The sequence below is a fragment of the Chitinilyticum litopenaei DSM 21440 genome (assembly GCF_000428145.1).
Lineage (GTDB): Bacteria > Pseudomonadota > Gammaproteobacteria > Burkholderiales > Chitinibacteraceae > Chitinilyticum > Chitinilyticum litopenaei.
The window spans coordinates 26,028-46,460 of record NZ_KE386630.1 but is presented as its reverse complement, the minus strand read 5'-3'; the positions used below and the strand labels follow the sequence as shown (position 1 = coordinate 46,460).

21 protein-coding genes are annotated in these 20,433 nt (G+C 63.7%); 11 read left to right on the top strand and 10 right to left on the bottom strand.

From position 1 onward, the window contains the following. Positions 1-51: 51 nt before the first annotated feature. The gene (locus C515_RS0117680) at positions 52-561 is read left to right on the top strand and encodes a hypothetical protein (protein ID WP_144290543.1); all 510 of its coding nucleotides are present in this window, start codon (positions 52-54) and stop codon (positions 559-561) included. Positions 562-695: 134 nt separating this feature from the next. Here C515_RS0117680 and C515_RS0117675 read toward each other — a convergent pair whose 3' ends face one another. The 5 genes from C515_RS0117675 to C515_RS24210 all read right to left on the bottom strand — a co-directional run bounded on the left by C515_RS0117675 (position 696) and on the right by C515_RS24210 (position 7,066). Further along, entirely contained in the window at positions 696-1,496 is an 801-nt protein-coding gene (locus C515_RS0117675; RefSeq protein WP_051305079.1) for an amino acid ABC transporter permease, read from the bottom strand. A 75-nt stretch (positions 1,497-1,571) separates the two neighbouring features. Further along, positions 1,572-2,315 carry a basic amino acid ABC transporter substrate-binding protein gene (locus tag C515_RS0117670; RefSeq protein WP_028456573.1) on the bottom strand — a complete coding sequence of 248 codons (744 nt, stop codon included), beginning with the start codon at positions 2,313-2,315 and terminating at the stop codon, positions 1,572-1,574. 396 nt (positions 2,316-2,711) lie between these two features. Continuing rightward, on the bottom strand, positions 2,712-3,536 hold the full coding sequence (locus tag C515_RS21860; RefSeq protein WP_051305078.1) for an HDOD domain-containing protein: 825 nt from the start codon (positions 3,534-3,536) through the stop codon (positions 2,712-2,714). Positions 3,537-3,743: 207 nt separating this feature from the next. After that, a complete protein-coding gene (locus C515_RS0117660) occupies positions 3,744-6,797 on the bottom strand; it encodes an Rne/Rng family ribonuclease (RefSeq protein ID WP_028456572.1) in 3,054 nt (1,017 codons plus the stop codon). Between the two features lie 122 nt (positions 6,798-6,919). After that, on the bottom strand, positions 6,920-7,066 hold the full coding sequence (locus tag C515_RS24210) for a hypothetical protein (RefSeq protein WP_158380878.1): 147 nt from the start codon (positions 7,064-7,066) through the stop codon (positions 6,920-6,922). A gap of 522 nt (positions 7,067-7,588) precedes the next feature. On the opposite strand from C515_RS24210, the gene C515_RS0117650 reads away from it, so the two are divergent. From C515_RS0117650 to motD, 5 genes are all read left to right on the top strand, one after another. Then, on the top strand, positions 7,589-8,548 hold the full coding sequence (locus C515_RS0117650) for an RluA family pseudouridine synthase (protein ID WP_028456571.1): 960 nt from the start codon (positions 7,589-7,591) through the stop codon (positions 8,546-8,548). A 114-nt stretch (positions 8,549-8,662) separates the two neighbouring features. Further along, the gene (locus tag C515_RS0117645; RefSeq protein WP_028456570.1) at positions 8,663-9,319 is read left to right on the top strand and encodes an HAD-IA family hydrolase; all 657 of its coding nucleotides are present in this window, start codon (positions 8,663-8,665) and stop codon (positions 9,317-9,319) included. Then, a complete protein-coding gene (locus C515_RS0117640) occupies positions 9,312-9,665 on the top strand; it encodes a Rieske (2Fe-2S) protein (RefSeq protein ID WP_028456569.1) in 354 nt (117 codons plus the stop codon). The genes C515_RS0117645 and C515_RS0117640 overlap by 8 nt, the downstream gene beginning before the upstream one ends. Continuing rightward, on the top strand, positions 9,662-10,600 hold the full coding sequence (locus C515_RS0117635; RefSeq protein WP_028456568.1) for a S49 family peptidase: 939 nt from the start codon (positions 9,662-9,664) through the stop codon (positions 10,598-10,600). Before C515_RS0117640 ends, C515_RS0117635 begins: the two co-directional genes overlap by 4 nt. A 21-nt stretch (positions 10,601-10,621) precedes the next feature. Beyond that, entirely contained in the window at positions 10,622-11,416 is a 795-nt protein-coding gene (gene motD, locus C515_RS0117630; RefSeq protein WP_028456567.1) for a flagellar motor protein MotD, read from the top strand. Between the two features lie 27 nt (positions 11,417-11,443). Here the strand turns inward: motD and C515_RS0117625 are convergent, their stop codons facing one another. Beyond that, positions 11,444-11,824 carry a hypothetical protein gene (locus C515_RS0117625; protein ID WP_028456566.1) on the bottom strand — a complete coding sequence of 127 codons (381 nt, stop codon included), beginning with the start codon at positions 11,822-11,824 and terminating at the stop codon, positions 11,444-11,446. Positions 11,825-11,919: 95 nt separating this feature from the next. Further along, positions 11,920-12,828 (bottom strand): recombination-associated protein RdgC, encoded by a 909-nt coding sequence (locus tag C515_RS0117620; RefSeq protein ID WP_051305077.1) that lies wholly within the window; start codon positions 12,826-12,828, stop codon positions 11,920-11,922. 275 nt (positions 12,829-13,103) lie between these two features. Between C515_RS0117620 and C515_RS0117615 the strand changes: the two genes are divergently transcribed. From C515_RS0117615 to C515_RS0117595, 5 genes are all read left to right on the top strand, one after another. Next, the gene (locus tag C515_RS0117615; protein WP_028456564.1) at positions 13,104-14,096 is read left to right on the top strand and encodes a Fe(3+) ABC transporter substrate-binding protein; all 993 of its coding nucleotides are present in this window, start codon (positions 13,104-13,106) and stop codon (positions 14,094-14,096) included. A 177-nt stretch (positions 14,097-14,273) separates the two neighbouring features. Beyond that, a complete protein-coding gene (locus tag C515_RS22810; RefSeq protein ID WP_051305076.1) occupies positions 14,274-15,248 on the top strand; it encodes a DUF2157 domain-containing protein in 975 nt (324 codons plus the stop codon). Beyond that, on the top strand, positions 15,241-16,260 hold the full coding sequence (locus tag C515_RS0117605) for a DUF4401 domain-containing protein (protein WP_081687047.1): 1,020 nt from the start codon (positions 15,241-15,243) through the stop codon (positions 16,258-16,260). The genes C515_RS22810 and C515_RS0117605 overlap by 8 nt, the downstream gene beginning before the upstream one ends. Next, the gene (locus C515_RS0117600) at positions 16,257-16,763 is read left to right on the top strand and encodes a GDYXXLXY domain-containing protein (protein ID WP_028456562.1); all 507 of its coding nucleotides are present in this window, start codon (positions 16,257-16,259) and stop codon (positions 16,761-16,763) included. Before C515_RS0117605 ends, C515_RS0117600 begins: the two co-directional genes overlap by 4 nt. Before the next feature lie 33 nt (positions 16,764-16,796). After that, positions 16,797-18,410: an ABC transporter permease gene (locus tag C515_RS0117595; RefSeq protein ID WP_043650310.1), complete on the top strand. Its 1,614-nt coding sequence runs from the start codon at positions 16,797-16,799 to the stop codon at positions 18,408-18,410. A gap of 160 nt (positions 18,411-18,570) precedes the next feature. On the opposite strand, the gene C515_RS24840 is transcribed toward C515_RS0117595, so the two are convergent. From C515_RS24840 to C515_RS21850, 3 genes are all read right to left on the bottom strand, one after another. Continuing rightward, the gene (locus C515_RS24840) at positions 18,571-18,696 is read right to left on the bottom strand and encodes a hypothetical protein (RefSeq protein WP_281170881.1); all 126 of its coding nucleotides are present in this window, start codon (positions 18,694-18,696) and stop codon (positions 18,571-18,573) included. Between the two features lie 309 nt (positions 18,697-19,005). Next, the gene (locus C515_RS0117585; protein ID WP_158380877.1) at positions 19,006-20,187 is read right to left on the bottom strand and encodes a tyrosine-type recombinase/integrase; all 1,182 of its coding nucleotides are present in this window, start codon (positions 20,185-20,187) and stop codon (positions 19,006-19,008) included. Then, on the bottom strand, positions 20,168-20,398 hold the full coding sequence (locus tag C515_RS21850) for an excisionase (RefSeq protein ID WP_043650308.1): 231 nt from the start codon (positions 20,396-20,398) through the stop codon (positions 20,168-20,170). Before C515_RS21850 ends, C515_RS0117585 begins: the two co-directional genes overlap by 20 nt. Between the last annotated feature and the right edge of the window lie 35 nt (positions 20,399-20,433).

Sequence of the window (20,433 nt, the reverse complement as noted above, 5' to 3'; positions counted from 1 at the left end):
GTAAGTAAGCAGTCAACCCGGTCGGCATGCCGGCCACGCGGAGCATGCGCAGTGAACAAACAGCAATGGGCAGGGTTGGGTCTGGCGCTGCTGGCGCTGGCCGGCCCGGCGCCCGCCAGCGAGGACGAGCAGGCCTTTCTGCGCGAGGCCAAGCGCCGCAGCCCGGTCGCCAGCGAGCGCCAGCTGGCCGGCATGTGGCAATACCATGCGCTGCCGGAAGGGCAGCATCCCCTGCGCGGCCGGGCTTTGCATGCCCAGCTCTGCGATTACAAGGGGCATTACGAGCAAAAGCTGATGAGCTACTGCCACATCGCGCTGCAGGAAGCCTATCGCTCGCAATACCCGCTGGCCTTTCTGGCCGGCTATCAGCCCAGCCCGGAACCGCGGCGTTTCGAGCTGCCGCAAGGGCGGGCCTGGGTGGTGGACATCAGCAGCCGGGTCAGCGACAGGGCCAGGCACGTTCCCGCCGTGCTGCGCGTGCGGCTGGAGCAGGACAGCGGCGCCAGCAAGGATCTGGTGCTCTTGTGGTTTGCCGCCGACTGGTGGGCCTTCGTGCTGTAAGCCTGCCGGGCAGGGACGAGACTGGCGGGGGCCGGGCAAGTCCGGATCTTTGGGGTTGTTGTTGCTTGCTAAGGCCGGGGTATTGCCCTGCAACCAATCATGATAAATGGCTGCAGGGCAATAGGGTGGGGGGGTTAGTGTATCCCGCCGCTTTCCTTGAAGCGTTTTTCCAGATGATTGACCCCGGCCGCAAGCACCAGCGTCAGCACCAGATAGATCAGCGAGATGGTCAGATAGGGTTCCCAGTAGCGCGAATAGGCGCCAGCCACGGTGCGTGCAGCATAGGCGATTTCGGCCAGACCGATGGCCGACACCAGCGAGCTGTCCTTCACCAGCATGATGGCCTCGTTGCCCAGCGGCGGCAGCATGCGGCGAAACGCCTGCGGAATGATGACAAAGCGCATCGTCTGGCCATAGCTCATGCCCAGCGAGCGCGAGGCTTCAAACTGTCCCTTGTGGATGGACTGGATGCCGGCGCGGAAGATTTCCGTGATGTAGGCGCCGGCATTCAGCGTCAGCGCCACCAGGCCCGACATGAAGGCCCCGTATTCCGAACGCAGTTCGCCCGCATAATCGCCACTGATCAAGAGTCCGCCCTCGGGGTGGACAAGCAGCGGCATGACGGCGAAGTGGGTCAGCAGGATCTGCACAAAGAGTGGCGTACCTCGGAAAAACGTAACATAGGCGGTGGCCGGCCAGCGGATCAGCAGCAGCACCGGGTATTTCCATGGCCCGTGCTTCACCTCGGCAAGCCGCGCCATGCCGCCAAAGAGGCCGATCAGGGTGCCAAGCACGACGGCGATCAGCGTGATGCCGACCGTCATCTTCATGCCGCCGAAAAACAGGTCGCGGTATTCCCAGACGATTTGCAGCTGGAAATTCTGCAGCAGGGGAACGGCATCCTGTGCGGATGACCAGAAAGAATTGAAATCCATGCGATTGCGCCAGATGAGTCAAAAAGAAGCGCAAACGGCGTGCCGTTTGCGCTTCGCGTGCTGCCCGGAGCAGGCTTACTTGCCGAAATACTTCTTGTAGATCTTGTCGTAGGTACCGTCAGCCTTGATGGCGGCCAGGCCCTTGTTCAGCTTGGCCAGCAGGTCCTTGTTGCCCTTCTTGACGGCAATGCCGTAATACTCCTTGGCAAACGAGGAGTCATCGATGGTTTTCAGCTTGCTGCCCTTGTTGTTGGCAATGAAGTTCACCACGACGCCATTGTCGGCGACCACGGCATCGACGCCGCCATTGAGCAGCTCTTTCAGTGCCAGCGGGGTGGATTCGTAGCGCTTGATGTTGGCGCTGGTCTTGCCTTGCAGCTTCTGCACGACCTCGTCACCGGTAGTGCCCGTCTGCACGCCCACTTTCAGCGTTTTCAGATCGGCGAATTTGCTGATCTTGCTGTTCGGTCCCACGGCGATCAGCTGCTTGGCCTCGAAATAGGGCTCGCTGAAATCCATGGTTTGCCGGCGTTCGGGCGTGATGGTGACGGCCGAGATCACGATGTCGCGCTCACCATTGGCCAGCGTGGCGAAAATGCCTTCCCACGGGGTGTTGATGAATTTCACTTCGATGCCGGCCTTGGCGGCGATCGCCGACAGGACTTCGATGTCAAAGCCGACCACTTCCTTTTTCTCGTTGACCGATTCAAAGGGGGCATAGGCGGCGTCGGTGCCAACCTGGTAGACCTTGGCGGCCTGGGCGCCCGAGGCCAGCATGAGGCCTCCGGCAAGCGCTGCAACGATCCATGCTGCTTTCATTGTTTTCTCCTCTCAGTGGGCAGACTGGCCACCCGTAACGCATCCTAGGTCTGCAGCCACTGGGCGGGTAATCAGGTTTTTCCCTAGGTTCTGTTGACGTTTTGTGTGCGCTGCCCGTTTGTGCTGTTTTTGGCCTGAAACAAGGCGCGAAGCCCGCCGCATAGTCATTCTATGCAAGGGCTTTGCAACGCCGTGTCAGGCCAAAAACAGCCAAACCCGGAGGGCTGGGCGCTTTTTGCGCCGACTCTGCGTTGTTGCTTCGCTGACATAACCGGTTATGCGGCGCTCGCAACGCCTTGATTCGGCGCAAAAAGTGCGCCAGCGGGAACGCAAACAAAACGTCAACAGAACCTAGGATTCGATCGCTTGAGCGCGGCTGGCGCCAATGGCCCCGCTTCAATTCACCAGTTCGTCAAGGGCGCCGCGCAGCGACAGCAATTCCGGCAGGGCTTCCTGCAGGCTGCCGCGCTCCAGTCGCGCCAGCGTCAGCAGCGCGTCGGGTATGCCGGCCAGCACTTCTTCGAGGGCCGCTGCTTCGTTGGCGCAATCGCGCATGCGGATGGCCAGGTTCAGGATGGCGCTGAGCGGATCGGGCGGGATCTGTTCGGTCGGTGCGTGCTGAAAGCGCAGGGCATCGACGATGGCGCCCGGAAAGTTCCAGCGCCGAACCAGTTCGACCCCGGCCGAGGTGTAGTCAAAATCAATGCCGTCACTGGCAAGTGCCTGCAGGTTGCCGCCTTCTTGCAGGCAGCGGTCCAGTTTGCTGGCGATGTCGGGGGATACCACATGGATCAGCATTTCGCCGATATTGTGCAAAATGCCGCAGGTAAACGCCATTTCGGGCGGAATGCGGGCCTGGGTGGCCAGCCAGCGGGCATCCGAAGCGACGATCAGGCTGCGCTGCCAGAAGCGCTTGCGGTCGAAGCCCGGTGTGGCAATGAAGGCACCGGTGATGCCCGAGGCGATCACCAGCGTGCGGACGGTGTTGAAACCCAGCACCACCACGGCTTCCTGCACGGTGCCGATGCGGCGGGTGGCGCCAAAGTGTACCGAATTGGCCAGGCGCAGCACCTTGGCGGTAATCACCTGGTCCAGCGCGATTTTCTGGGCAATGCGCCCGATGTCGACACTATCGTCATTAAAACTGTCGATCAGTTCCTGGACGATCTTCGGGATGGTTGGCAGACGGTGCGTCTGCTCGAACACATCATCCAGCTTCATGGTGTTCTCCGGTGGGACTGCGTTTGTATCTTAGAACCTGTTCGCGATCTTTTCTCGGCTGCGTTCGGCTCTGAGTCGGTGGGCTGGTGTGCAGTGGCCACTGAGCCCGCGCCCGCAAGATGCCTTAAGGTCGGTTCTGGTCTTTCGGTCGGCCAATGAAAAAGAACTCCGTCGTGACGGAGTTCTTTTTCTGCTGCCGGGTACTGCTTACTGCTGGGCGTCGTCCTGCGCCTTGAGGCCGGTCTCCACCTGCGCCAGCGGGGCGCTCGCTTCGGCGGCCTGGCCATTGTCAGCCAGGACGTCGCGACGGCGACGGCGTTGCGGCACGGCAACGATGATGTCTTCCGCCGGGGCCGCCGCCGCCTGGCTGGTTTGCACCAGTTGCAGCGGTTCGGCGTTGCTGCCGCTGTGCGCCGGCGCTTCATTGCGCAGGTCACGGCGACGGCGACGGGACGATTGCAGCGCCGCTTCTTCAGCGGTCTCTGCCGCTACGGCCGGCGCTGCGCTGGTATTGACCAGCACGAGGCCTGCTTCGGCTGCAATGCTTGCCACATCCAGCGGTTCGGCCGGCTGGGTCGCAACCGGAGTGCTGCTGGCGCTTGCTTCCTCGGCCTGCTGGCTGGCGAGCTGCCCGGTATTGTCGGTGCTGTCTGCCACGTCGTTGCTGATTGCTTCCTCGGTCACGGCTTCAGTCGGAGTTGCTTCTGCCGGAGTTGCTGCAGCCACGACAGTCTCTGCGGGCGTCTCTGCAGGTGCTTCCTTGCCGGCAAGCGATTCTTCGTCGGGCGTGGCCGGTGCAGGTGCTGCGTGCACGATGGGCGCCACCGTTGCGGGCTCTGCGACGGTTTGCGCCGGCTCGGCACTGGCCGCCTCCGTCGTGACTGCAACAGCATCCGCTGCGACATTGGCCACTGGAAGTGCTACGGCAGGGGCGGGCTCGCTCTCGGCGCCGACCGGGCCGGTGCTGCGTTCACTCTCGGCATTTTCCAGGGCTTCTACCGGCGCATTGCGCTCACCGCGGCGTTCGCCACCACGGCGGCCGCGACGACGACGGCTGCGACCTTCGCCCTGCTCGGCGTTTTGCGCGGTTTCCGCGCCCGCCGTGCTTTCAATTGCGGGGAGTTCGGTCTCGGCGACGGTGGCGGCTTGCAGCAATTCTTCCTGCTTGGCTTGCTGGGCCTGGCGCTCGCCTCGCGGCTGGCGTTCGCCGCGCGGCTGACGCTCGCGACGGCCTTCCTGCTTGGCCGGCGCTTCGATTGCTGCACTTGCCGTGTCGCGCGCCTCGCGGTTTTCGCTGCGCTCGTTGCGTTCACCGCGTTCGCCACGGTCACGATTGCCGCGCTCATTGCGGTTCTCGCGTGCCGGCTTCTGGTCTTCCTCGATGCGCGGTTTGCCGCCGCCATTGCGGCGATTGTCATCACCGCCCTTGCGATCGGCATTGCGTTCGCCGCGCTCGCCACGGTCACTGCGCTCACCGCGGCGGCGCGGTTCGTTGCGACGGGTGTTGCTGCGTGCTGCCGGTGCGCTTTCCTCGGCTGCTGCTTCGCCTTTGAACCAGCTGATGATGCGGCTCCACAGCGAGGGGGCTGCTTCCGGCGTTGCGGCGGCTGGCCTGCTCTTGACCGGGCGCGGCTCGGCGGCAACCGGTGCGGGTTGCGCCGGAGTAATGCCCTTGACGGCGGCTTCCTGGCGCTTGGCCTGTTCGTCCTTGGCCTTTTGCGGCTGGTAGCCTTCTTCGGCCGGACTTTCCACCATGCGATAGGACGGCAGAGCATCATCGATGTGGTTCATTTCGTCATGGCGCAGGCGGGTCACGCTGTAATTCGGCGTTTCCATGTGCATGTTCGGGATCAGCACAATGCTGACCTTGAGGCGTGCTTCCAGCGCGAACAGTTCGTGACGCTTCTCGTTGAGCAGGAAGGTGGCCACGTCAACCGGCACCTGCGCGTGCACGGCGCCGGTGTTTTCCTTCATCGCGTCTTCCTGGATGATCCGCAGGATGTGCAGTGCGGACGACTCGATGCCGCGGATGAAGCCGGTACCATGACAGCGCGGGCAGGCGATGTGCGTGGTTTCTTCCAGCGACGGCTGCAGACGCTGGCGGGAGAGTTCCATCAGGCCGAAGCGGCTGATCTTGCCAGTCTGCACGCGGGCGCGGTCATGATGAAGGGCCTCGCGCAGGCGGTTTTCCACGTCGCGCTGGCTCTTCGGGTTTTCCATGTCGATGAAGTCGATGACGATCAGGCCGCCGATGTCGCGCAGGCGCATCTGGCGGGCGATTTCGTCGGCCGCTTCCAGATTGGTGCGCAGTGCGGTTTCCTCGATGTCGCTGCCCTTGGTGGCACGCGCCGAGTTCACGTCGATGGAGTACAGCGCTTCGGTCTTGTCGATGACAATGGCGCCGCCCGAGGGCAGGATCACGTCGCGCGCGAAGGCGGTTTCAATCTGGTGCTCGATCTGGAAACGCGAGAACAGCGGGACGTCGTCCTGATACAGCTTGACGCGGTTCACATTGCCCGGCATCACGTGGCTCATGAACTGGCGGGCTTGTTCGAAGATGTCGACCTTGTCGATCAGGATTTCGCCGATTTCCGGCTGGAAGTAATCGCGGATCGCGCGGATCACCAGGCTGGATTCCTGGTAGATCAGGAAGGCGCCGGTCTGCGAGGTGGCGGCACCCTCGATGGCGCGCCACAGTTGCAGCAGGTAGTTGAAATCCCACTGCAGTTCTTCGACGGCACGGCCGATGGCGGCGGTGCGCGCGATCAGACTCATGCCGGACGGGGTGTCGAGCTGGTCCATCGCGGCGCGCAGTTCGTTGCGCTCTTCACCCTCGATACGGCGCGAAACGCCGCCGCCGCGCGGGTTGTTCGGCATCAGCACCAGATAGCGGCCGGCGAGGCTGATGTAGGTGGTCAGGGCAGCGCCCTTGTTGCCGCGCTCGTCCTTTTCGACCTGGACGATCAGTTCCTGGCCTTCCTTGAGGGCGTCGAGCACGCGGCCGCGACCATTGCCCTCACCGTCACCCAGATAGGCGCGGGAGATTTCCTTGAAGGGGAGAAAGCCGTGGCGGTCACAGCCGTAGTCCACGAAGCAGGCTTCGAGGCTGGGCTCGATGCGGGTGATGACACCCTTGTAGATATTGGATTTGCGCTGTTCCTTGCCGACCGTTTCGATATCGAGGTCGATCAGCTTCTGGCCATCCACAATCGCAACGCGCAGCTCTTCGGCCTGCGTTGCATTGAACAACATGCGTTTCATGTATCGGGGCTCCTGCAAACGCACTGCAGGATGTCCGCGGCAAACCACTGGGGTTCCGCTAGTTCCGGAGATCGGGTCTGGGCATGGCCGCTGTCCGCGCACGGGCAGGGCGATGGATCAATTCAGGCGATATCAGTCCGGCTTGGCGAAAAAAAGCTCCAGTGTTCGGTCATCCCCGGGTCATTCATTTGGCCGGCTCTGCGAGCCAGTGCGGGCGCCAACGGGTGCTGCGCGGTCATTTTCATCGCCAGCCGGTCATCCATGGTCATGCCAGGGAGTTCTTGCTGCGGCGAAAATGGTCACGCCGGTCACCTTGTCGTCATCACGCTTGCCAGTGAGCGATCAGGGTTTAAAAGTAGTTTGCTGTATTCAAGCCATCCTTGCGGCAAGTTTGCTCGTTCAAGGCTGGCGCGGAAATCCGGGAAGTGCGCTGACAATCTAAATCAATTACCATCGCTGCTTTCGCGCTTCAGAGGCGCGCGGTGAGCATCATTAACCGCTTCCCTGCCTGACCGATGCCCACCGGCCTGGTGAGTCCCGCGCACAAGAGGCCAGCCTGATGGGCGGCCAGTGACCAAAGCGTCACGGCGGGTTGTTCATCACCGAAAGGGTGTGCAGCGGTAAAGAGCGGGAAAACCGGCAGGCAAGGCTTGCCTGCGGTGGCGAACCGCTGCGGTGTGCCCGTTCGGCATGCAGCATCTGGTCCGCGCGGCCCAATGGAATCCGGGCCGCAAAAACTGAAAATCGACCGCAGCATCTTGGCTGCAGTGCAACAGCGAGTATATGTCAAGATGTCACAAACAAGCAAAGCATCCGTTGAATGGGTGACGGTGGGCGAGGAAGAGGCGGGCCAGCGGCTGGACAACTTCCTGCTCAAGCGCCTGAAAGGGGTGCCTAAAAGCCACGTCTATCGCATCGTGCGCGCCGGTGAAGTGCGCGTGAACAAGGGCAGGGCGGACGTCACGCGCCGTCTTGAAGCCGGTGACGTGGTGCGCGTGCCGCCGGTGCGCGTGGCGGCGGTTCCGAGTTCGGCACCGGCGCAGGCGGCCAGCCAGCGCGTGGAGCTGGAAGTGCTGTTCGAGGACGACGCGCTGCTGATCATCAACAAGCCGGCCGGCATTGCCGTGCATGGCGGCTCGGGCGTGTCGTTTGGCGTGATCGAGCTTTTGCGCGCGCAGCGCCCGCAGGCCAAATACCTTGAGCTCGTGCACCGGCTCGACCGCGAAACCTCGGGCATCCTGCTGGTGGCCAAAAAGCGCAGCGCGCTGGTGAAACTGCATGAGATGTTCCGCGACCATCACCGGCTCGACAAGCGCTATCTGGCGCTGGTTCAGGATGTGTGGCCCGAGCCGCGCAGCCATGTGCGTCTGAAACTCTTCAAATACACGACGCCGGACGGCGAGCGCCGGGTGCGCGTCACCGCGGATGGCACCGACGCGCACACGGTGGTGAACCGCCTGCGCAAATGGGGCGATTGTTCGCTGCTCGAGTGCGAACTGAAAACCGGCCGCACGCACCAGATCCGCGTGCATCTGGCGTCCAGTGGCCACCCGATTCTCGGCGACGAAAAATACGGCGACTTCGCACTGAACAAGTCGCTGCAGCGCGCCGGGCTCAAGCGCATGTTCCTGCACGCCTGGAAGCTGGCGTTCAGGCACCCGCTGACCGATGCGCCGCTCGCCATCGAGGCGCCGCTGCCTGCCGAGCTGCAGGCCTATGTCGACAGTCTGGGTGCAGGCATAAGCCCTTGATGTGCTGCCGGGTATACTGTTGCAGCCCAATATGATGATGGGCTGCGGTCTGATAGGGGTGTATGTATTGCGCATGCTCCCGACTTGATCAAATCAATGAATACGGAAACGGCAATGAACAAACGCTTTGACCTGCTGGTCTTCGACTGGGACGGCACGCTGATGGATTCGACAGCGACGATCACCTACGCGATCCGCCAGGCTTTTGAGGATGTCGGCCTGCCCGTGCCGAGCGAGCGCGACGCGCGCTACGTGATCGGCTACGGGCTGAACGAGGCGATGCAGCACCTGGCGCCCGAGGCCAGTGCCGACGAAATCCGCCGCGTCGTCGATGCCTACCGGCATTACTATCTGGCGCGCGACCAGCAGCTGGTGCTGTTCGACGGCGTGCTCGATGCGCTGGAGCGCTTTGCGTCGGCTGGTTATACGATGTGCGTCGCCACCGGCAAGTCGCGCGCGGGGCTCAAGCGCGTGCTGGAGGCCACCGGCCTGGGCCGCTATTTCCTTGCCACGCGCACTGCCGACGAGTCGTTTTCCAAGCCGCACCCGGCCATGCTCGAATACCTGCTGGAGTTCGCCGGCGTCGCGCCGCAGCGCGCGCTGATGATCGGTGACACCACGCACGACCTGCAGCTGGCGATCAACGCCGGCACCGCGAGCGCCGCACTCACCTACGGCGCGCATGACGTCGGCGCGCTGCAGGAACTCAAGCCGCTGGCGATCTTCGACGACTTCCCGGCGCTGGCCGACTGGATTCTGGCGCATGAGTGAGCGCTGCCTTGGCGACGCTGCGCAGCTGCTCGAGCGCGGGCTGGCGCTGAAATTCACCGTCACCGACCACAAGGGCGTCGAGCACCAGGCCATCGCGCTGCGTTTCGAAGGCAGGGTGTATGCCTATCTGAACGAGTGTGCGCATGTGCCGATCGAGCTCGATTTCAACCCCGGCGACGTTTTCGACCTCAGCCGCGAATACCTTGTATGTTCCACCCACGGCGCATACTATCTTCCGCATACCGGCCTGTGCGTCGGCGGCCCCTGCCCGGGGCGGCGCCTGCACGGCTTGCCGGTCGAAGAACGTGATGGCCAGCTGTGGCTGAAGGAAGGATTGTACCAATGAGTGAAAACTGGGAACGCCAGGCGCTGCAGGATCTGCTGACCGCCTCGCTGAAAGAGCAGCGCCGCGCGCGGCGCTGGGGCATCTTCTTCAAGCTGCTGACCTTTGCCTATCTGAGCGTGCTGGTGCTGGGCGTGTTTGCCGCCATCGGCGCGCGCGAAAGCGAAAACCTCAGTACCGAGCCGCACACTGCGCTCGTGAGGCTGGACGGCGTGATTGCCGCTGGGGGTGACAATGTCGACAGCCAGCTGATCGTTGACGGGCTGAATGCCGCCTTCGACGACAAGAATACCCGCGCCGTCGTCATCCAGGCCAATAGCCCGGGTGGCAGCCCGGTGCAGTCCGGCATCATTTATGACGAGATGCAGCGGCTGCGCAAGGCGCACCCCAAGGTGCCGCTGTATGTCGTGGTCGAGGATGTCTGCGCGTCCGGTTGCTACTACGTCGCTGCCGCCGCCGACAAGATCTACGCCGACAAGGCGTCGATTGTCGGTTCGATCGGCGTACTGATGGACGGTTTCGGCTTTACCGGCACCATGGAAAAGCTTGGCGTCGACCGGCGCCTGCTCACCGCCGGCAGCAACAAGGGCTTCCTCGACCCGTTCTCGCCGCTGGATGACAGCCAGAAGGCCAAGGCGCAGGTGATGCTCAACGAAATTCACACGCAATTCATCAATGCGGTGAAGAACGGCCGCGGCAAGAAGCTCGTCGATGATCCGGATCTTTACAGTGGCATGGTCTGGAGCGGCGAAGCCGGCCAGAAGCTGGGCCTCGTCGACGGCATGGGTTCGGTCGCCAGCGTCGCGCGCGACGTCGTGAAGGTCGAAAAACTGGTGGACTTTACCCCGCAGGCCAGCTTTGCTGACCGTATCGCCCGCCAGATCGGCGTGAGCGCGGCAAACCACCTCGGCACGCAGCTGCAGTTCCAGCTGCGCTGAGGCGGGCACCAGGAGACGGGCATGGCCAGGGACAGGCTCAGGCACGACGATCATGACAACCATGAGCGCTGGCTGGTGTCCTACGCCGACTTCATCACGCTGCTGTTCGCCTTTTTCGTGGTGATGTACGCGATTTCCTCGGTCAACGAGGGCAAGTATCGTGTCCTGTCGGATTCGCTGGTGCAGGCCTTCAAGCAGCCGCCAACGTCGACCAAGGTGATCCAGATCGGCAACCAGACGGTGATGGGGGCGCCAGCCAAGCCCATCGCGCTGCCCGCGCCGCCGGTGCCGAACAAGGCGACCGAAGAGCAGGCGAAGAAGATGCAGGACATGGCGAGCAAGATCAAAAGCTCGCTCGATCAGCTGATCGACGAGGGCAAGGTGCGCGTCACGCAATCCAAGCGCGGTATCGCCGTCGAAATCAGCGATTCGGTGCTCTTCGACACCGGCCGCGCCGACCTGCAGCCACAGTCGGTGGCCGGTCTGTCGCGCGTCGCCGAAATGGTGAAGGACACCGACAATCTGATCCAGATCGAGGGCCACACCGACAATGCGCCGATCAATTCGGCGCAATTTCCGTCGAACTGGGAGCTGTCGGCCGCGCGCGCGGCCAGCGTGGTGCGCGTCTTCGTGCAGGCCGGCGTCGCCCCGCAGCGCATGGTTGCCATCGGCTATGGCGAATACCGGCCCATCGACAGCAACGACGGCATCGAAGGCCGCGCCAAGAATCGCCGGGTGACGCTCAACATCCTCGCCGACAACAAGGACGAAGTGGCCGTGCTGCCGCTGGATACCCCGGCCAAGCCGGGCGAGTAATCTTGCCTTGCCGAAGCTGAATGGCGTTCAGGCCGCCAGCGCCCGGCCGGCCTGCAGCAGCCAGCCGAAGATCATCGGCAGGCTGATCAGTGTCAGCAACCAGCCGCGCCAGAACAGCGTCCACAGCCAGCCTTCCGTCGCCCGCTGGCGGAAGGCGTAGACGGGGGCGATGAGCGCGAAGGTCAGTACCACGCCGCCCAGCCAGGCCTTGTCGGCATGGCGTGCCGGGGCCGGAATGGCGATGGCCAGGCCGATCAGGACACCCAAGAGGCCAATGCCGGTCAGCCAGCGTTTCTCCTTGCGTCCGGCCAGCATCAGGATGGCGCTGAAGGTGGCGTAAAGCACCATCGCGGCGCCCAGGCTGAACACAATGGCGCCGACGACGCTAAGGCTGCTCCAGAATTCCATGTACTTGCTTCCTGCTTGGGTATGGCTTTGCAGCCCATTATGGTAAAGGGCTGCATGCCAATAGGGGTGTGTGTATGTCCGGCGTCCTGCCAGCCTCAGGCCGGCAGTTCGCCACCCAGCGCTGCGATGATGGCGGGAACGAACTGGCGCAGCTCACCCACGGTCAGCGCGAAGCTCGATTCGAACAGCGCGTCCTGGCTGTCGGCGTCGGCATTTTTCAGGTCATCCTGCAGCACATCGAGCATGGCCAGACGCTTGAGTTCCAGCTTTTCGGTGAGCTGGAAGCTGATGCGCTCATCCCAGGACAGGCCCATCTTGGTCACGAGCTTGCCGCTCTCCAGATGCTTGCGCACCTCGTCGGCGTTCAGATCCTGGCGCGAAAAGCGGGCAACCGCGCCATCGTCGCCCGGGAAACGCAGCTCGCAGTCGGCATCAAGCGTAAAGGCATCGGGTGCGCCCTGTTCCAGCCAGACGGTCATTGCAGTTTGCGGGGTGGTGCTGGTCTGCAGCAGGCGCGTGGGCAGGCTGCCCAGTGCGTCACGCAGGTCGGACAGCAGGTTTTCGGCCCGACTGGCGGACGCGCTTTCCACCAGCACCAGGTTGCTCTGCAGGTCGATGATGGCGCGCTGCACGCCCTGTTTGGCAAAGGCGCGCGGCAGCAGCTCTTCGGCCACGCGCTCGCGGATTTCCTTGGTCTCCTTGCGGCCGACCTTGCGCGCTTCCTCTTCCTCGATGTGGCGGATGCGCTCGTCGGCTTCCTGGCGGATGACGATGGCCGGCAGCAGCTTGGTTTCGGTTTTCAGTTGCACCAGCACGGCGTCCTGCTGGGTGTAGATCAGATCGTCCGGGCGGTGCTTGGCCGGGGCTATCCAGCCGGCGCTGTTCATGTCCATGCTCCCGCAGGGGACGAAGGGCTTTTTCTCCAGACTGGCGCGGATGCTGTCGGCGCTCATGCCGTGGTCGGGATTGAGGCGGTAGATTTGCAGGTTGCGGAACCACAGCATGAGATGTCCTTTCGGTAATGCGAAAACAATGGCCGCAGATTGTAGCCGCAGCGCCGGTGCGAGGACAGGCCGGAGCGGCAATTCGCTGTGGTGTTCGGGCGGCGTGCGCAGTGCCGGCTCAGCAGTCCTGCCGCACGCCACGGCAGTCTGGTCGCCGGGGCGTGCAGTCAGTACCGGGCGGCCGCTGCGGCAGCATGTGCCGATTTGAGAATGGCTATTGTTTGGATTATCATTGCGGCCGACTCTTACTCCTTCTTCCTTGCGCGAGGCATTTCATGAAATCCCGTCTTCTTGCTTCCCTGCTGTTCGCGGCCCTGGCCGGCGCCGCTTCGGCCGAAACCGTTACCGTTTATTCCGCCCGCAACGAGCAGCTGATCAAGCCGCTGTTCGATGCCTTCACCAAGGAAACCGGCGTCGAAATCAAGCTGCGCAGCGACAAGGAAGGCCCGCTGATGGAGCGCCTGAAGGCCGAAGGTGCGAATACCCCCGCCGATGTGCTGATTACCGTTGATGCCGGCAACCTCTGGCAGGCGTCGAACATGGGCCTGTTGCGCGCCATCAAGTCGCCGGTGCTGGAAGCGAATATCCCGGCCCACCTGCGCGACCCGAAGAATGAATGGTTCGGCCTGTCCGTGCGGGCACGCACCATCGTTTACAACAAGACGCTGGTGAAGCCCGAGCAGCTTTCCACCTATGCCGATCTGGCAGATCCGAAGTGGAAGGGCAAACTCTGCCTGCGTACCAGCAAGAAGGTCTACAACCAGTCGCTGGTTGCCACCATGATGGCCGAGCTGGGCGAGAAAAAGACCGAATCCATCGTGCGCGGCTGGGTGGCCAATCTGGCGACCGATGTGTTCGCCGACGACACCGCGCTCCTGAAGGCCATTGCCGCCGGCCAGTGCCAGGTGGGCATCGCCAACACCTACTATCTGGGCCGCATCATCGACAAGGAAAAGGATTTCCCGGTTACCGTGTTCTGGGCCAACCAGAAGGAAGAGGGCGCGCACGTCAACGTATCCGGCGCCGGCGTGACCCGCCATGCCAAGAATGCTGCCGGTGCGCAGAAGCTGATCGAATGGCTGTCGTCCGACAAGGCGCAATTCATCTATACCGACCGCGACCTGGAATACCCGGCCAACCCGAAGATCCAGCCTGATTCGGTCATCAAGTCCTGGGGCCCGTTCAAGCAGGACACCATCAATGTGGCCAAGGCGGGTGAACTGCAGGCTGAAGCCACCAAGCTGATGGATCGCGCCGGTTACCGCTGAGCGGCCGCAGCGCCGGGCAAGCGTGTTTCATGCCAGAGACATGCGCCCGGTTGCGCAACCGTAGGCAGTGCACTTTCCGCACCCGACAGGTGCACGCAATGAGCCCGGCCATGCCGGGCTTTTGCTTGCCTGCCAGGCGGCGTAGGCTGCACATACCGGATTGGGGATGGAGTGATCATGCAGGCTTCCGACGTAACTGCTGCCGAGCAGGCTGTACTGGCTGGTCAGCTGAGCCAGGATGACTACCTGGCTGCTGCCCGTGCGGCAGGCGAGCTGCCCGATCTGGCCGGCTGGCGGCGCTGGCTGTGGCGCACACCTGCCGTCGGCGGGCTCCTGTGCGTGCTGGCGGGCATCATCATGGTGTTTGCCGCCAACTGGTGGACCTGGCCAGCACTGGCGCGCGTCGCGCTGGCGCAGGGGGTCTGGCTGCTGGCGGTGCTGGCCTGGTTTGTGCTGCGCCAGCGACCGGCCGGCGCCTGGGCTGCGCTGGCCGTGGTGGTGCTGACCGGCGCCTGGCTGGCGGTGATCGGGCAAACCTATCAGACCGGCGCCGACGCCTGGGAGCTCTTTGCTGCCTGGGCCCTGCTGGCGCTGCCCTGGACGCTCTGGGCGCGCCATGAGCCGCTATGGGGATTCTGGTTGCTGCTGGCCAGCACGGCGATCATCCTGTTCAACAACCAGACGGCGGGCTGGCAGGCCTACTGGCCGCAGGCCGGGCTCTGGCCACTGTTGCTGCTCTGGCTGGCAGCCTGCTGGTACTTGGTGTTCCGGGCCGGGCAGCCGGGGCCGTTTGCGCATGGTGTGCTGCTGGTGGCGTCCTTTGTGCTCGCCATTCCCGCCTGGGCCGCCGTGCTCGACTGGCGGGGCGATGCCGTGCCGCTGCGAGCCTGGCTGGCCATCCATCCGGGCTTGTCCATCCTGTTCTGGCTCGGCCTCAACGTCGCTGCGCTGTGGCGTTTTCGCCAGCGTGCCCCGCTGCTGTGGCTGGCCTGTCCCGCTTATTCGCTGTGGGTGGGCGGGCTGATCGCGCTCGGGCGCGCGCTCGACTCCCGTGGCGGTCTGCTGCTGCTGGCCTTGCTGGCAGTCGGCAGTTTCGCGGGGCTGGGCTACTGGCTGAGAATGACCGGGCGCAGGGAGCCGCACCATGACTGATCGTGATGCTTCTGGAGGGGCCGCTGCTACGCTGCCACTGACGGTGCGCATGCTGCAGGCGCTGGGGGCCTGGTTTTGCGCCATCTTGCTGATCATCGCCGTGGCCATCGGCCCGCTATCGTTCTCCGGCGAGGCCAGCGCCCTGCTGCTGGCGCCGCTGTTTGGCCTGAGCGGTTACTGGCTGGCCGGGCGGCAGTCCGGCAGTTTTCTGGCCGATATGGGCGTGCCGCTGTGCATGGCGGGGGCAGGGTTGCTGCCGCTGGCCATCGACGCCCTGCAGGATGGCAGCTACCGCTGGTGGCAATACCTCGATCTGGTGTACGTGCTGCCGGCGGCAGCCATCTGGTGGTTTTCCCGCAATCCAGCGCTGCGCTTTGCCGCCGCGCTGGTGCTGGCCGCCATCGTCTGGTACTGGCTGGGGCTGGACGTGAGCTGGCTGGACGAGGGAGCGTGGGTATCGTATTTCGGCGCCATCCTGCGGCAAACACTGCTGGTGCTGCTCCTGTCATGGTGGTGGCTGGCGCCGCCGCCCTGGGGCGAACGCCTGCCAGCCTTGCGGCTGGCGCTGGCGGTCGTTGCGTTGGGGCTGGCGCTGGCCGAGCGCCATTACCTGTGGATGAGCGCCAATCTGCCCTGGCAGGGTGCGGGTCATATGGCTGGCGTGGTGCAGCAGCAGGCGCTGCCGGTGCTGGCGCTGGTGCTTGCCGTTTGTCACGGTCTGCGGCGCGAGCGGGTGCCGCTGCGCTGGGCCTTGCCCTGGCTGGCCGTGCTGCCGCTGTTGCTGATGAGCGAGCTGTTTCTCTACCCGGTGCTGCTCATGTGGCTGGCGATGCTGGTGCCGGGGCGGCAGCGCCTGCTGGCCCTCCTTGGTGGCGGCGGCGCCGTCTATGCATTCAGTCGTTTCTATTACCTGCTGGACTGGCCGCTGCTCTACAAGGGACTGGTGCTGATCGTCGTCGGCTTCGTCCTGCTTGGTCTGGCGGGACTGCTGCGCAAGGAGTCGCTGCAATGAACCGGATGCTGCTTCCCGTACTGGCCATCATCGCCACGCTGCTGGTACTGAATATTGGGGTATATCGCCACGAGCAATTGCTGCAAAAGGGTAGCGTCGTATACCTGCCTTTGGCGCCGGTCGATCCGCGCTCCCTGCTGCAGGGCGACTATATGGCGCTGAATTATGCGCTGGTGCGGGATGTCGATCGCAGCCTGCAGCAGCACGCCGGTCGGCACTGGCCGGATTACGGCACCCTGCAAGTGCTGCTGCGTCTGGATGCACGCCGGGTCGGCACGCCGGTCTGGGTGGGGACCGGCGCGCCCGAGCCGGGCCATGACGAGCTGCGCCTGCGCGTGAAGATTGTCAACGGCTACCGCATCATGCTGCCCAGCCATGCCTATTTCTTTGGCGAAGGCGAGGCGGAGCGCTACAGCAGGGCGCGCTATGCGATACTGCGCGTCTCCAAGGAAGGCCGCAGCCTTCTGGCCGGGCTGGCTGACGAACAGCTCAAGCCCCTGTGACCACGCACCGCAACACGCCCGAACTTCTGCCGCATGTCCCGACTTTCCGCCCTGAAGGGGCCGCTTTACCTTTTGCCGATTGCCTTGCTCACCGTTGTGCCGCTGCTGGTGGTGCTGGCTTCCTTTCTCAATCCGCAACCGGAAATCTGGGCGCACCTGAGCGAGTACGTGCTGCCGCGCGTGCTGCTCAACACGCTGTGGCTGGTGATTGGCGTCTCGGCCGGCGTGCTGCTGCTGGGCGTGCCGCTGGCCTGGCTGACTGCCGTGTGCGAGTTCCCGGGTCGGCGCTTCTTTGGCTGGGCGCTGATGCTGCCGCTGGCGATGCCGGCCTATGTGCTGGCCTTCGTGCAGGTGGGCCTGCTCGATTTCACCGGCCCCGTGCAGACGCAATTGCGCGCCTGGTTCGGCGGGCCGGTCTGGTTTCCGCCGATACGCTCGACCGGCGGCGTCATTCTCGTGCTCTCGCTGTCCTTCTATCCCTATGTGTATCTGCTGGCGCGCAATGCCTTCGTGACCCAGGGCGTGCGTGCGCTTGAGGCCGCGCAGACGCTGGGGCTGAATCGCTGGCAGGCCTTCTGGCGCGTGGCGCTGCCGCTGGCGCGGCCGTGGATCGTCGGCGGCGTGATGCTGGCGCTGATGGAAACGCTGGCCGATTTCGGCACGGTGTCGGTGTTCAACTACGACACCTTTACCACCGCCATCTACAAATCGTGGTTTGCGCTCTTCAACCTGCCCGCCGCCGCGCAGCTGGCCTCGCTGCTGGTGTTGCTGGTGCTGGTGCTGGCGGTCGTGGAGCAGAAGAGCCGCGGCCGGCGCCAGTATCACGCCCGCGCAGCCGGCCGGGCGCGCATTGCGCTCAAGGGCTGGCGTGGCGCGCTGGCTGCCGGCTGCTGCTGGCTGGTGCTGCTGGTGGCTTTCCTGATCCCGTTGCTGCAGTTGCTGCTGTGGGTGAAGGGCGTCTGGGCCGAGGATTTCGATGACCGCTATCCGGGCTTTATCGGCCGCAGCCTTTTGCTGGGCGCGCTGGCTGCGCTGGTCATCACGCTGATGGCGCTGTGGCTGGGCTTTGTCCAGCGGCGTTATCGCGGCGTTTCCGGGGGTATGCTCGTACAGCTCATGGGCAGATTGGCGGTGCTGGGCTATGCGGTGCCGGGTACTGTGCTGGCGGTTGGCGTCTTCATTCCGGTGGCCTGGCTGGACGGCCTGCTGCTGGCCTGGCTGCAACCGCTGGGTTTCAGCGGTGTCGAGGTGCTCAAGGGCTCGCTGGCCGTGCTCTTGCTGGCGCTGGCCGCGCGCTTTCTGGTGGTCGGCCATCAGCCGGTGGAAAGCGCGATGCAGCGCATCACCCGCAATCAGGAAGACGCTGCCCGATTGGCTGGCTGCAGTGGCCGTGCGCTCTTGTGGCGCCTCTATGTGCCGCTCTTGCGCGGCGGCCTGTTTACCGCGCTCTTGATGGTGTTTGTCGACGTGATGAAGGAAATGCCGATCACGCTGATGACGCGGCCCTTCGGCTGGGACACGCTGGCGGTCCGCGTGTTTGAAATGACCTCGGAAGGCATGTGGGAGCGCGCGGCGCTGCCCAGTCTCTTCATCGTGCTGGCCGGCCTGTTGCCGGTGATTCTGCTGGTGCGCCGCAGCGAGGGCTGAGCCTGCCTGCGGGCAGTTGGCTTTGGGGGTATTGTCTCACAGTCCTACTTGGGCGAAGGGCTTCAGCCGTATACCCTCTCTGTTGGCTGCAAAGCAAAGCCCCGCGATCGGGCGGGGCTTGGATCAGCAGTGGCGGCGCGTTGCTGGCCGCTGGCTGTGCCTAGTGGGGCAGGAGTGGCGTAATGCCGGCAGCCAGCTTCTTGACCTGCTTGGCGTGCTTTTTTTCTTTCTGGGTGAGAAGGGGTTGTTTCTTGGCTTCCTTGTTGCTTTGTTTCAGCTTGCCCACGACCTTACTCCTTGATGACACGCCCAAACGGGATGTCGGATGCCGAGTATAGGCGCGTACCGGTCTGCCGGGTGGATTATCTCCGTGCGCAGCTTCCCGGCCCGCATGGTCGTGCCGGCTGCGGCAGAATCTGGCCCTGATCAAATGTGCCGCTGGAAATTTCGTTACAATCGGCGTTTTCCTGCCCGGGAGTTTGAGCAATGAGCAAGCCTTACCGCGTTTTGATGGTCTGCACCGGCAGCATTTGCAACTAGCCGCAAACCCGCATAAATGCTGGCGTGTCACTCAGCGTGTCAATGATGATGTCACTTATGCCTGTTTGATTTCTGGCAATTTGACCGTCATCCAGTCGCCGCGCATGTCCCGATACTTGGCAGCCATTTCCTCGGACGAGTGACCCAGCAAGGTCTTGGTGTCCACCCCGATTTCGTCGTAGAGCCGCTTCGACAGCGAGCGCAGTTCGTGGAAGGTCGGCGGGTCTTTGTCGCCCCACCAGGCTTTTCGCTGCTCGTCACTGATCTTCTGCGTGAGCCGCAAGAAGGCCTTGCTGATGGCCTGTTCATGCACTCGATCACCGCGCTTGCAGAGCGTGCGCGCCACGGTATGGTGCAGGACGTACTTGCTGCCGACGACTCCGAAGCGCCTGCTGGACTGGATAACCTGCTCGATGGTCAGCCCGATCTGCGGCAGCCCAAGAGCCAACGGGATGCGTAGCTTGTGACCCTCCTTGTCCTGCACAACATGGAGGAAGCCGTCATGTGCATCGCTGTATTTGATGTTGCTCACATCACCGATGCGCTGTCCGGTCAGGATTGCGAGCTGCAGGGCGTGAACCAGCCACGGATAGCCTGACTTCGCCTGGTCCAGATACGCCATGAATTGCTCGAGCGTGAGCCGCGCGCGCTTGACGTTGACCTGCGGGGCCCGGGTGATGGATGCGGGATTGCTGTCGCGCGGGATCCAGCCTGCCGCCTCAGCCTCACTGAAGCAGTCGATCATGAATGAGCGCATCGACTGCGCCTGTCGCTGCTTCCCCTCTGCGATGAAGCGCTCGATCAGGTCGTTGCAGTGCTTGGTGGTGATGCCGGCAAGCAGGGCCTCGCCGAAGTGCTCGCGCAGGTGCTTGATGCGACTGCGGTCGGTCTTGAGTGTGTTGGGGCTGCGCTCCATGCCGCGCTTGCCGGGTCTGCGCAGCAGGATGGCATCGAACTTGTCCAGCCACTCCGCCATTGTCTGCCCGTTCTGGCCGGACAGCCGGTCCGCCAGTCTGGCAACGGGAGCCTGGCGCTCAGCCAGAATGGCGCTGTTTGCTTCGCGCGCCTGGCTGGCGGCCTCGGCAAAGTCATAGCCAAGGCCGTACTCCCTGCCGGTGCGCGGGTCGCGCCAGTAGTAGTACAGCCCTTGCGCCTTCTTCCTTGCAATGAGGTAGTCCGGCCAATTGCGTCGGGCCCTCTGCCGCCTTCCAACCATTTCAGCCAATCCGATCAACAAGGCGAGTTGCCTTGCCCTCCAGTTTACGTTTCTTTTTCGGGGCGCAGGTACGCGCTCCGATGACTTGCGCATCCTCTTCCACCCAGTAGCTGCGGCCGATGAACTTGGGCGCCGGGTTGATCAACCCAGCCTCGCGCCAGTTGTAGAGCGTCTGCCGCGTCGGCGGCGGGTCGAAGTTGCGCCGCGCCCATTCAGTCAGGGTGATTCGCATTGCTGCCTCCAAGAGAAAGCCCGCTGCTGCGGGCT